Here is a 13,126-nt window from a genome sequence, read left to right as displayed (position 1 = left end):
GCATTTATTTTAAGGTTTTAAAATGACGATTTTCCACTCACTGACAAGTCTACTAAGCCTCACTCTATTAGAGTGCGGGAGGATTTGTTTCGAGCATCGTTAAACCTTAATTACCATAATTTCGAAACAAAAAACCCGTGCTCAAGGCGCGGGTTTTTTATTAGATTCGCGCCGTTTCCGGGCCACAAACAAACAGGAGCTAAACTATGTCAGATAATGTCATTATTTTCGACACCACATTAAGAGACGGTGAGCAAGCGTTATCAGCAAGCTTGTCTGTTCGCGAAAAGTTACAAATAGCCTTAGCACTTGAAAGATTAGGTGTTGATGTAATGGAAGCTGGTTTTCCGGTGTCCAGTCCAGGCGATTTCGAATCCGTTAAAACAATCGCACAAAACGTTAAAAACTCAGTTGTTTGTGGTTTAGCCCGTGCAGTTGAAAAAGATATTGATGCTTGTGCGCAATCACTTAGCGTAGCGGATCAATTTAGAATCCATACCTTTATTTCTACTTCTACCATTCATGTAGAACAAAAATTAAAACGTAGTTTTGATCAAGTTTTAGAAATGGGTGTCAATGCGGTTAAATACGCTAGAAAATTTACCGATGATGTTGAATTTTCCTGTGAAGATGCAGGTCGTACTCCCATTGATAATTTATGTCGTATGGTAGAAGCGGCAATTAAAGCAGGTGCCAAAACCATCAACATTCCGGATACGGTTGGCTATACCATCCCCAGTGAATTTGGTGGCATCATTCAAACCTTGTTTAATCGAGTGCCCAATATTGATCAGGCTGTCATTTCTGTTCACTGTCACAACGATTTAGGTTTAGCTGTGTCAAACTCAATTGCGGCGGTGCAAGCGGGAGCGAGACAAATTGAATGTACCATTAATGGTATTGGTGAGCGCGCTGGTAACTGCTCGTTAGAAGAAGTCGCGATGATTTTAAATACGCGTGCTGATTTATTTACTGCAAATAGCCGCATTAACAGTAAAGAGATTTACCACACGTCTAGATTGGTTAGCCAATTATGTAACATGCCTGTACAGCCAAACAAAGCAATTGTGGGTGCTAATGCATTTAGCCATTCATCCGGTATTCACCAAGATGGTGTATTAAAGGCTAAAAACACCTACGAAATCATCACACCTGAAAGCATTGGTAAAAGCACCAATGATTTAAATATGACCTCGCGCAGTGGTCGCCATGTTATTAAACATCGCATGCAGCAGATGGGTTATGGTGAACAAGATTTTGATTTAGATGAGTTATATGCCAGCTTCTTGAAATTAGCCGATCGAAAAGGTCAGGTGTTTGACTACGATTTAGAAGCCTTGTTGTATTTCAATCAACAACAAATGGACAAACAACATTATCAGTTGGCCTATTTAGCAGCTGTCTCCGGTACGGACGAAACTGCGACCGCAGGGGTTAAATTAAAAGTTGGTAATGATATAATTGGTGGCTCTGCATTGGGTAATGGTCCTGTCGATGCAACCTACCGAGCATTATTAGACTTAGTAGATTTAGATTTAACCATCAAAGACTATGCAATTGCTGCAAAAACCGGTGGTGAAGATGCACAAGCACAAACCGATATCGTGGTTGAATATAAAGGCCAGAAGTTTAGAGGCTTTGGGTTATCAACAGATATTGTAGAAGCTTCTGCACAAGCATTAATTAATGTAATGAACTTAACCTATCGGGCAGACCAGATAGAGTTACAAAAGCAGGCTAAGCAAAACGAAGAAGCCGCGCAAAACGACTAGAAATTAGGAAAGATCAGTAATGTCTGAAAACACAATGAAAATTGCAGTATTGCCGGGTGACGGTATCGGCCCGGAAGTAATGGCAGAAGCCTTAAAAGTGTTAAACGTAGTAGAGAAAAAGTTTGATGTCACTTTTGCTCTAAGTGAGCACGATGTAGGTGGTATTGCAATCGATAATCATGGTAAAGCTTTGCCTGAGTCTACCCTAGCCGCGTGTGAAGCTGCTGACGCTATATTATTTGGCTCGGTTGGTGGTCCTAAATGGGTCAACTTACCACCGCAAGAACAACCTGAGCGCGCTGCCCTACTGGGTCTTCGTGGACATTTTGATCTTTTCAGTAACTTGCGCCCTGCCCGCATTTATCCGGGTTTAGAAGCGCTATCACCACTACGTGAAGATATCGCGAAAAGTGGTTTTGATACTCTGGTGGTACGCGAATTAACATCTGGCATTTATTTTGGTAAACCAAAAGGCCGCGAAGGTGTTGGCGAAGAAGAATTTGGTTTTGATACGATGCGTTACACCAGACGTGAAATTCGTCGCATCGCAATTATCGCATTTGAAGCGGCATTAAAACGTCGCAATAAAGTGATATCAGTAGACAAAGCAAACGTATTGCAAACCAGTGTTTTATGGCGTGAAGTGGTTGAAGACGTAGCCAAAGACTACCCACAAGTAGAACTTGAGCATATGTATATCGACAACGCAACGATGCAATTGTTGCGTTATCCAAATCAATTTGATGTGGTTTTATGTTCGAATCTATTTGGCGACATTATTTCTGATGAAAGTGCAATGATTACTGGTTCAATGGGGCTTTTACCTTCTGCATCAATCAATGAGCAAGGTTTTGGCTTGTACGAGCCAGCCGGTGGCAGTGCGCCAGATATCGCAGGCCAAGGCATTGCAAACCCGATTGCGCAAATTTTATCTGCTGCAATGATGATTCGATTCAGCTTTAACCGTAATGACATCGCAGATGCAATTGAAGCAGCGGTTGTACAAACCTTGAATGACGGTATCTTAACCGGCGAATTATTACCAAAAGAAAAACGCGAGCAAGCAAAGAGCACCGCACAAGTGGGTGATTATATCGCTCAATTAGTGGAGAAAGCGTAATGGCTAAAACCTTATACGAAAAAATCTACGACGCACATATAGTGCGCGCAGAAGAAGGCGAAACACCGTTAATTTATATCGATCGCCACCTAGTACATGAAGTGACTTCACCGCAAGCATTTTCTGGCTTACGTGAAAAAAACCGTCCGGTGCGTTGTGTTGAAAAAACCTTTGCAACCATGGATCACAATGTATCCACTCAATCGATTGCAATAGATGCTGCGGCACCGATGGCACGCATTCAAATGCAAACTTTACAGCGTAACTGTGAAGAGTTTGGCGTGCGTTTATACAGCGTCGGCCACCTAAAACAAGGTATCGTACATGTTATTGGTCCAGAATTGGGCATTACCTTACCGGGTACCACCATTGTTTGTGGCGACTCACATACGGCGACGCATGGTGCATTTGGTGCATTAGCATTTGGTATCGGTACTTCTGAAGTAGAACATGTTTTAGCCACGCAAACGCTTAAACAAAATCGCTACAAAACCATGAAAGTAGAAGTCGATGGTGAGTTGCAATTTGGCGTGTCTGCAAAAGATATCATTTTGGCGATTATTGGCAAAATAGGTATGGATGGCGCAACCGGTCATGTTATTGAATACTGTGGTAGTGCAATTGAAGCGCTTTCTATGGAACAGCGCATGACTATCTGTAACATGAGTATTGAAGCGGGCGCTAAAGCCGGTTTAGTCGCACCAGACCAAACCACCATTGATTATGTACGCGGCCGCGAATTCGCCCCTAAAGGCGCAGAATTAGAAGCCGCTATCGAATACTGGAAAACGTTAAAATCAGATGCGGATGCAGAATTTGATACAACCGTCACGTTAAAAGCGGAAGACATTGCACCACAAGTCACTTGGGGCACAAACCCGGGTCAGGTTATTGGTGTGAATGATCTCATTCCAACACCTGAATCATTCAGCAACCCAGTCGAAAAAGCATCTGCTGAAGCCGCGTTAAAATATATGGGCATTCAAGCGGGGCAAAAATTAACTGATTTAGCGGTTGATAAAGTATTTATTGGTTCATGTACCAATAGCCGCATTGAAGATTTACGAGATGCAGCGAAAGTTGCACAAGGTCGTAAAGTTCAAGCGGGTATTGAAGCGCTCGTGGTACCGGGTTCAGGACAAGTTCGTAAGCAAGCCGAAGAAGAAGGTTTAGATAAGATCTTTATCGAAGCTGGATTTGAATGGCGTTTACCGGGCTGTTCTATGTGTTTAGCCATGAACGATGATAAATTAGGCTTTGAAGAACGTTGCGCTTCAACTTCAAACCGTAACTTCGAAGGCCGTCAAGGTCGTGGGGGTCGTACCCACTTAGTGAGTCCAGCAATGGCGGCGGCAGCAGCAGTTGAAGGTCACTTTGTAGACATTCGCAGTTTAATGGAGGCCAAATAATGACTGGCATTACACAAATCACCGGTAAAGTTGCGCCGTTAGACAAGTCTAATGTCGATACCGATCAGATTATTCCGAAACAGTTTTTGCAAAAAGTAGATCGCACTGGTTTTGGTATTCATTTGTTCCACGACTGGCGTTATTTGGACGAAGCTGGCGATCAAGCAAACCCAGATTTTGAACTGAACAAACCAGAGTATCAAGGCGCTAACGTGCTGTTATCACGCGATAACTTTGGTTGTGGTTCAAGCCGTGAGCATGCCCCTTGGGCGATTAAAGACTATGGCTTCGATGTGGTCATTGCGAGCAGCTTTGCAGATATTTTTTACGGTAATTGTATGAACAACCAAATTTTACCGATTAAGTTAGCTGATGATGAAGTTGAAGAATTATTTCAAGCGGTATTTGCCGATGCAAATGTCGCTTTTGAAATTGACTTGCCTGCACAAACATTAACAGTAAATGGAAAGGTTTATTCCTTTCCAATCAATGACTTTCATAAACATTGTTTAGTCAATGGTTTAGATTCGATTGGCTGGACTTTGCAGTTTGCAGATGATATTTCAGTTTACGAAAATAAGCTGCCAAGTTGGTTAAAATAAATAGCAAGTATGTTTATCATAAACGTTTAAGATTCCATTGAATACGTATTCAAACTATACTTACACTTAAGTCGGTTAAAATACGTTAAACGGAAGAACAAATTTAAAAGGCTGCACCAAGGTGCAGCCTTTTCTGTATAGGACGTATTTTAATACATATATCAATTTAGCTTGTCATAATTGGCTGATACCTTTTATCTGCTCTTTACGCTATATTGATAATAATTAAGCATAAATAACGAAAAAGCATGTTTTCACAAGAGCAAACGTGCCGGAAGAAAATATGAAAAATACCGAAATCTTAAACCGTTTATATCAAGACATTCACGACATTATTTTAAAGCGCCAGCACCCCATCACAGGTTTACTACCTGCCAGCACCGCAATTACAACACATGGTGACTATACCGATGCTTGGGTGCGTGACAACGTATATTCTATTATGAGTGTATGGGCGCTCAGTTTAGCCTACAAACGTAGCGGCGAAGTTGATAGAGCAGACGAGCTCGGCCAGTCCACCATCAAATTGATGCGTGGCTTGTTGCAATCTATGATGCGTCAATCAGACAAAGTTGAAAAATTTAAACACACCCTGCATATCAAAGATGCATTGCACGCCAAATACGACACTGAAAGTGGGTTAACAGTTGTCGGCGATGACGAATGGGGTCATTTACAAGTTGATGCGACTTCAATATTTTTATTAATGATCGCGCAAATGTCAGCGTCTGGTTTACGTATCATCAATACTTTTGACGAAGTTGATTTTGTACAAAATTTAATATACTACATAGCCTATGCATATCGGATCCCAGACTATGGTATTTGGGAACGCGGCAACAAAATTAACAATGGTAAAGTTGAGATCAACGCCAGCTCTGTTGGTATGGCAAAAGCCGCTTTACAAGCACTAGATGGCTTTAATTTGTTTGGCAAAGATGCCAATCCAAGAGCTATTGTGCATTCAATACCAGATGGCATTTCAAGAGCGCGCAATACACTTGCCCGATTATTACCGCGCGAATCCATCTCAAAAGAAGTGGATAGTGCACTCCTGAGTATTATTGGTTTCCCCGCCTTTGCCGTTGGCGATAAAAAGTTAGTGCAAAAAACCCGCGATAAAATACTCTCTGAACTAGGCGGTGAATATGGCTGTAAACGCTTTTTATGGGATGGTCACCAAACTGCAGTAGAAGATCACTCTCGTATTCATTACGAGCACTACGAACTCACTAACTTTAAAGATATCGAATCAGAATGGCCTCTTTTCTATACTTACCTGTATATACAAGCCATTTATGACGGTGACACGCAAGCGGCCAAACAGTACCGGCAGAAACTTGAATCAGTGATGATCGAAAAAGACGGTAAAAAACTGATCCCAGAATTATACTATTTAGAGCCTGAGCATATTGAAGCAGAACGAGCTGAACCGCACAGTCAGCCACGCAGTGCAAATGAGAACTTGCCGTTGGTTTGGGCACAAAGCTTATATTATACCGGCTTTATGTTGGATGAAGGTTTAATAGAGTTAAACGACCTTGATCCACTAAAACTAAGACATCGTTCATCGAAAGATAATGAAACGCAAATTGCACTGGTTGTTTTAGCTGAAAATGAAGGTATCAAACAGCTATTGGCAAATCATGGTGTTATCGCAGAAACGCCAGAAGATATAAAACCACTGAGGGTATTATCTGCGGGTCAATTGGTTGAAGCTTACCGCCATTTAGGTGAAAACTCGGTATTAGGTTTAACAGGTCGTCCAAAACGTCGTTTCCAAAGTTTGGCAACCGCTAAAACATACGACATCAATGGTGTGCCCTATTTATGTTTATCGTCACTACAGCAAGACAGACAAAACTACCGCTATTTTGATGCTGCGTTAGAAAGTGAAATATTGGCCAATGAAATTAGCCACATTAATAAACACTGGATTAATAAAGAAGCAGCTGTTGTCACGTATATGGTGACACAAGCAATGTGCGAGTCTGCCCGCGTTGCACCATTGTTTGAAACGCTTAAAAAATTACAACTGCGCAGCCAGCACCCTAACGTCGGTTATGCATCCGCCTCTTTAGCTAGAAGAGCATCAAGAGTGAGCAGATTGAATTTATCTACATTTGATGTATCTGAAATGATATTTCAGCCTGTTGCCGGCAGTGAAAACGAATATTACCCATTCAACCCTCAAGATCTAATCAGTGAAGTATCTGACAATCTAGCTGATTTGGAAACGGGTGATATCTCCTGTCATTTAAGATTGACACAATGGATGAGTAAATTTGGCCTAAGCGGTGATATCAGCACCAACCAAAGCATTAGATTACGTGACTTGATTGAAGCCTGTTACCAGATAGCGCGTCTTAAAAATTACTGGTTAACCGCGCGCTGGTGTTTTTCTGTATTAGGCTATTCCCACAGTGATTTAGCTGACGATTTGTCACTTTTATGCTCCAGAAATTTAAGTATATTGGTCGGAACAAATAACTTAACGGTACTCAGCGGTGATGAAAATTATCTCGATCAGGAAGAGTTAATCAGCACGTTAGACAAAGCGGCCAAAACACCACTGGAAAGAGCATTAGTCCAAGAGTTATTGGTTATCTTAAGTTATACCATTCGAACCAATACCCAATTATTTGATGGTATCCGGTCCATTCATTTACACAATTTATTGGCCATGTGTTCAGACAGTAAAAAGAACCAGTGTGCAACCCTAGAGTTGCTGGCTGAACGTTCACCTCGTCAAATGATGGCCGAAGTACAATCTATCCTAGAAACGCAACACAAAGCCTATGATGTTGATGTAAAGGTCAGCTTCTCGCGCAAAGATGGCTCAAGCCCTTATACAGCGGATAAAGCACATGCAATGGATACAGATTGGTTATTGTGGCGTTCAGAGCGTGGTCTAATTACCCGCTTCGACGATGACTTTTTAACAGCCATCTGGCAAAGTTTAGGCTTTTGTAAAGGCATTGTATTTGGTGATACACCAGAAGACAAAGCTTGTCTGGATAGCAAGTTAATTCGCAGTTCAATGACCCCAGGCGAAGAAAGTTTTGCCCGTTTAGTTGATGAACTGATTCAACACGCACATCCTGTCTACTACAAAGCTGCGCTGGTGGAAGTGTTAGCGATTTATTTCCGCTATTGCCAACAAAACCCAGATGTCATTACCGATAACCTTATTGTTTTAGGTGAAGTATTGGCTAAAGCGGCACATAAATTAATAGAAATAGAAGGTGAAGACGCAAATGCGCAGAGTGAATTAGAGCAGCTGCTGATGAGCTCACCAGAAGTCTTACAAGAATACGTCAATATCATTTTTAAAATTGAATTAGGCGAGTAGAGCATTAATTTAACTGTCAAAAAGCTAAGCAAATTGCTTAGCTTTTGCTATCGTATATATATAACTGATTTGCAAAGGTTGTAGAACTTTAAATATGAAATCAATCCCAATTACCGAATTGAAACCGGGCATGTATGTTGTATCCGTCTCCAAACAAAAAGGACAATTGGGTGTAAAATCAAGTGGATGGGTTAAAAACCAAGCGATTATTAAGTCTCTAAAAGATAAAGGTGTTATCGAAGTTGAAATCGACCCTGACAAAACGCTAGAGAGCGAAGATGCCAGTCGAAAACAAGCTAAAACGCCCGAGCAAGTAGACAATAGCCGTAAGGCGAAAATCAAGCCTGTGGCTGTGCAAACTGAATTTAAAAAAGCGAAAAAGCTCTATTCTGATGCGCAAGATCTGCAAGCTAAAATCCTTAAAGGTATCTCTGATGGCCATGCCGTTGATATTGGTCCGGTCAAAACCTTAACAGGTCAATTAATCGATTCAATATTTCGCAATCAGGATGCTTTAGCGTGTATGACGCTAATTAGAGATAAAGACCAATATTTATTGGAACATTCATTAAACGTTTCAATACTGATGGCGATGTTTGCTAAATATTTAAATATCTCTGATGACAAAATAGAGTTATACGCACAAGGTGCGTTCTTACATGACATTGGGAAAATTCTAGTACCGGATGAAGTACTTAACAAACCCGGTAGGCTGACACCAGAAGAATATGAAATCATCAAAAAGCATGTAGAATTTGGTGTTACGACTTTAGAAAACAGCCCGGGTATCGACGAAGAGTTGATTGAAATTGTCAGTTTACATCACGAAAAATTAAATGGACTGGGTTACCCCAAAGGTTTAACCGCGGACGAGATCAGTCTAGCGGGCCGGATGTTAAGCATAGTCGATATATATGATGCATTAACCGCAGAACGTATTTATAAAAAAGGTATGACGCCACAAGCTGCGTTTAAAATCTTGTTTAAAATGGCTCCAAATGAACTGGACTCTGAATTACTGAATAAATTTATTCAATGCGTAGGAATTCACCCTGTCGGCTCGTTAGTTCAATTAGACAGTGGAAAGCTAGCCATTGTAATAGAGGCCAATAAAACCGAGCCATTAAAGCCCATTGTCAAAGTATTTTATAATATTAAACATAAACATTACTCTGAAATAAAAGATCTCGATTTATCTAAAAAACACGTAAATGATAGTATTGAGCGCTCAATAAAACCGGAGCAATTTGACATAGAATTGAAAAAATTCTTCCATGAAGTTCTGATACCATGAGTTAAAGTGCAAACATTTCACAGCTTATGTTAAAAAACATCCTTCTTGGCCTAATGCTAATGCTACAAATGTCACCTCTTTGGGCATGGGGCCCTGTCGGCCATAAGCTAACAGGTGATCTCGCGCAGCCTTTATTAACGGTGAAAGCGCAGCACGCAGTAAAAAATTTACTGGGCAACGAAACATTGGCCGAAGCGACACTTTACCTTGATAAGATGCGTTCTGACAAACGATTGTTTTGGCAAAAAACCGCCTCACCATGGCATTATGTAACCCTGCCAAAAGGACAGACTTATTCGCCGGATAAAGCCCCCGAAAAGGAGATGCTTACACCGCACTCGAAAAATACAGCCAACAATTAAAAAGTCGCTATGCGACCACGCAAGAGAAAAAACTGGCACTGTACTTTATCATTCACATCATTGGCGATTTGCATCAGCCCTTGCATGTGGGAAATGGCAAAGACAGAGGCGGCAACGACACCACAGTCTACTTTTCAGGTAAAAAAACAAATTTACATAGATTATGGATAGCCAGCTAATTAACAGCGAAGGTAAAAAATATCAAACTTGGCGACAAGAATTAACAGATGACCTGTCCGCACAGCCCATTGCACTGTGGCAAGCAGCAAATGTTTTTGACTGGATAGCTGAAAGTGCAGCAATACGGGATACTATTTATCCAAAGGAAAAAGTAATTACGCCAAAATACAAGCAGGCAAACTTACCGATTATTAAAACCCGCATCCAACAAGCTGCCGTTCGCATGGCTGCTTATTTAAATACCACTTTCGAATAAATTTAGAACAGATATTTATTTGTTACTTTATTGTTAATCTAAAAAGCGCTATGATACAAATGCCACCGGTAGCATACAATAGACAAATGGATCTTAAATATGAAAATTACGATAAATCTAATAGCTTTGTTATTCATATTTTCCGCCAGCAATCATACGCTGGCGGGACAAACCGTCATAACGAATAAAAAGTCAAACTCACAAAGTGAGTATATGAGTGGACTTTTACAACTTGCCTTATCCTATGCTGATACCCCTTATCAATATTCGACAACCGATGAAGTTCTGTCGAAAACACGGGTACTAGAATCATTGAAAACAGGTTCTGTGCACGTTACATGGGGCGGTACATCTGAACAATTAGAAGCAAGTTATCTACCCATTAGAATAGATACATACAGGGGATTAATGAGCCATAGACTGATGTTTATCAGGCAAGGAGAACAAGAAAAATTTGATAACATAACAAGCTTAGAAGATTTTAAATCAATTAAATTTGGCCAAGGCAGACGCTGGCAAGATACTAAAATTCTAGAAGCAGCTGATTTGCAAGTGATTAAGTCAAACAAGAAAAAAAACTTATATTATATGCTCGATGGCGGGCGTTTTGATGCCTTTCCACGCGGCGCAACAGAAGCACTTAGCGAACTAAGTAATTACCCAGGCTTAGCGCTCACGCTTGAACAGAGCTTAGTGATTATATATCCCCTGCCAACATACTTTTTTGTCTCTAAAAAGTATCCTCAGTTAGCGCTAGATATTGAGCAAGGTTTAGAAACCATGTTAAAAGATGGCAAGTTTGACGAGTATTTTTATGGCAGTGAAGAGATTCAAAGTACTTTACGACGCGCCAACTTAAAAAATAGACGCGCCATTCGCTTGGATAACCCCTATTTACCTGAAAAAACGCCTTTACACCGCAAAGAACTGTGGCTTGACTTAACGGCCCAAAATTAGCTTTTTTGCTGCTGTTGCATGTGCCACATACTGGCGTAACGGCCGTCAAGTGCCAGTAGTTTAGTATGTGTGCCCTGCTCAACCACCTCCCCCTGATGTAAAACAATAATATTGTCTGCATCAATAATCGTCGATAAACGGTGTGCAACAACTAAACTGGTATGCCCTTTTGCAACTTGGTTAAAAGCCGATAAAATAGCTTGCTCTGAAGCGCTATCCAATGACGAAGTTGCTTCGTCAAACAACATAATAGGGGCACTTTTTAATATGCTTCTGGCAATTGCCACACGTTGTTTTTCGCCGCCTGATAATTTTAACCCTCTTTCACCAACAACCGTTTGATGACCTTTAGGCAGTGACGCTACAAAATGCGCTAAATGCGCTAACTTTATTGCATTGAGCACCTCTTGTTCAGTCGCATCAGGCCGACCATACAATACATTATTGTATAAGGTATCGTTAAACAACACTGTATCCTGTGGAACCATCCCCATGAGTCTGCGCAAACTTTCTAAAGTCACTAAGCTAATATCTTGCCCACCAATTTTAATGCTGCCTGCGGATAAATTATAAAAACGAAACAATAGTTTAATCAGGGTAGATTTACCCGACCCACTTTCACCTACTATTGCCACCTTTTTGCCGGCCGGAACAACAAACGAAACCTGCTTTAAAATAGGTCTGTCGCTTTGATATGCAAAACTAACTTGTTCAAATGCAATATCTGTTTGGATTGGTTTTAAGATTTCGGCATTATCAGCGTCAACCACATTAGGTTTGCGTTTTAATAATGAAAACATATGCTCTATATTTGCCAGCGAACCTTTAATTTCGCGGTAAACAAAACCCAAAAAGTTCAGTGGAATAAATAGCTGCATCATAAATGCGTTAACCAGCACAAAATCACCGATACTCATGCGATTGTCTGCAACATGATAGGCGGCTAATATCATCATCGCAGCCATTGCTACAGCGATGACAAGAGCCTGCCCAGCATTTAAGGCAAACAGTGACAGTCGGTTTTTACGTTTTGCAACCTCCCAGTCAGCTAAAGCTTGATCATAACGGTTTGCTTCAAACTTTTCGTTATTGAAATATTTAACCGTTTCATAGTTTAATAAACTATCAATCGCGCGCGTACTGGATTTCGAGTCAGCTTGCGCTGCTTGTCTCACATACTCTGTACGCCACTCAGTTGCCAGTATTGAGTAGCCGACATAAGCAATGATCGCAATGACAATAATAAGGGCAAAGTGCCCGCCATAATTAACCCAAAATAAACCAATTACAAATGCTATTTCTAATAATGTTGGGCCAATATTAAACACCATAAAACGCATTAAAAAACTGACGCCTTGCGTGCCGCGATCAATATCACGTGCAACACCACCAGTTTGCCGAGACAGGTGAAAATCAATATCTAATGCATGTAGATGCTGAAAAACTTCTAGCCCTAAACGACGAATGGCCCTTTCTGTCACTCGACCAAATAAGGTATCGCGAATTTCACCAATCAGGGTATTTAAAAAGCGCACGACCCCGTATGCGATCAACAATGCCAGCGGGACCGCTACTAAGCCTGTCGCAACCTTTTCTGTTAGGTTATCCTGATTTAAATCATCAACAATATGCTTCAAGATAAAGGGTAAAGCGACACCTGCAACCTTAGCAAATACCAAACAGGTTAAAGCTAAAAATACCCGAGCTTTAAACTCAACTAAATAAGGGAATACTTTTCTAACAACTTGCCAGTTAACATTCGCATTATCAAAATTATTGTAGTGAGATGGGCGCATACATAACCTAACATTAAAAAAGTTAT

General features: G+C 40.9%; 10 protein-coding genes and 1 pseudogene. 10 read left to right on the top strand and 1 reads right to left on the bottom strand.

Annotated features, from left to right (window positions below):
• Nucleotides 1–206 precede the first annotated feature (206 nt).
• From leuA to FNT16_RS10360, 10 genes and pseudogenes are all read left to right on the top strand, one after another.
• Nucleotides 207–1,772 carry a 2-isopropylmalate synthase gene (leuA, locus tag FNT16_RS10405; RefSeq protein ID WP_143871524.1) on the top strand — a complete coding sequence of 522 codons (1,566 nt, stop codon included), beginning with the start codon at nucleotides 207–209 and terminating at the stop codon, nucleotides 1,770–1,772.
• A gap of 19 nt (nucleotides 1,773–1,791) precedes the next feature.
• Nucleotides 1,792–2,892, top strand: coding sequence for a 3-isopropylmalate dehydrogenase (gene leuB / locus FNT16_RS10400; protein WP_143871523.1), 1,101 nt, complete (start codon nucleotides 1,792–1,794; stop codon nucleotides 2,890–2,892).
• Nucleotides 2,892–4,301 carry a 3-isopropylmalate dehydratase large subunit gene (gene leuC, locus FNT16_RS10395; RefSeq protein WP_143871522.1) on the top strand — a complete coding sequence of 470 codons (1,410 nt, stop codon included), beginning with the start codon at nucleotides 2,892–2,894 and terminating at the stop codon, nucleotides 4,299–4,301. The genes leuB and leuC overlap by 1 nt, the downstream gene beginning before the upstream one ends.
• Nucleotides 4,301–4,903: a 3-isopropylmalate dehydratase small subunit gene (gene leuD, locus FNT16_RS10390; protein WP_143871521.1), complete on the top strand. Its 603-nt coding sequence runs from the start codon at nucleotides 4,301–4,303 to the stop codon at nucleotides 4,901–4,903. Before leuC ends, leuD begins: the two co-directional genes overlap by 1 nt.
• A gap of 283 nt (nucleotides 4,904–5,186) precedes the next feature.
• Complete coding sequence (locus tag FNT16_RS10385; protein ID WP_143871520.1) at nucleotides 5,187–8,255, top strand: phosphorylase b kinase regulatory subunit alpha/beta; 3,069 nt, start codon at nucleotides 5,187–5,189, stop codon at nucleotides 8,253–8,255.
• A 94-nt stretch (nucleotides 8,256–8,349) separates the two neighbouring features.
• Nucleotides 8,350–9,549, top strand: a complete 1,200-nt coding sequence (locus tag FNT16_RS10380; RefSeq protein WP_143871519.1) for a cyclic di-GMP phosphodiesterase — start codon at nucleotides 8,350–8,352, stop codon at nucleotides 9,547–9,549.
• A gap of 59 nt (nucleotides 9,550–9,608) precedes the next feature.
• Nucleotides 9,609–9,911 (top strand): S1/P1 nuclease, encoded by a 303-nt coding sequence (locus tag FNT16_RS10375; protein WP_185976574.1) that lies wholly within the window; start codon nucleotides 9,609–9,611, stop codon nucleotides 9,909–9,911.
• Between the two features lie 23 nt (nucleotides 9,912–9,934).
• Nucleotides 9,935–10,090, top strand: a pseudogene (locus FNT16_RS21145) (S1/P1 nuclease); the annotation flags it as partial.
• Complete coding sequence (locus tag FNT16_RS10365) at nucleotides 10,075–10,347, top strand: S1/P1 nuclease (protein ID WP_143871517.1); 273 nt, start codon at nucleotides 10,075–10,077, stop codon at nucleotides 10,345–10,347. The pseudogene FNT16_RS21145 and the gene FNT16_RS10365, both read left to right, overlap by 16 nt.
• 99 nt (nucleotides 10,348–10,446) lie before the next feature.
• Nucleotides 10,447–11,304 carry a type 2 periplasmic-binding domain-containing protein gene (locus tag FNT16_RS10360; RefSeq protein WP_143871516.1) on the top strand — a complete coding sequence of 286 codons (858 nt, stop codon included), beginning with the start codon at nucleotides 10,447–10,449 and terminating at the stop codon, nucleotides 11,302–11,304.
• Here FNT16_RS10360 and FNT16_RS10355 read toward each other — a convergent pair.
• Nucleotides 11,301–13,100, bottom strand: a complete 1,800-nt coding sequence (locus tag FNT16_RS10355) for an ABCB family ABC transporter ATP-binding protein/permease (RefSeq protein ID WP_143871515.1) — start codon at nucleotides 13,098–13,100, stop codon at nucleotides 11,301–11,303. The genes FNT16_RS10360 and FNT16_RS10355 overlap by 4 nt on opposite strands.
• Nucleotides 13,101–13,126: the final 26 nt, after the last annotated feature.

Source organism: Catenovulum sediminis, from assembly GCF_007289895.1.
Classification (GTDB): Bacteria; Pseudomonadota; Gammaproteobacteria; order Enterobacterales; family Alteromonadaceae; genus Catenovulum; species Catenovulum sediminis.
This window is presented reverse-complemented; position numbering and strand designations above follow the sequence as displayed.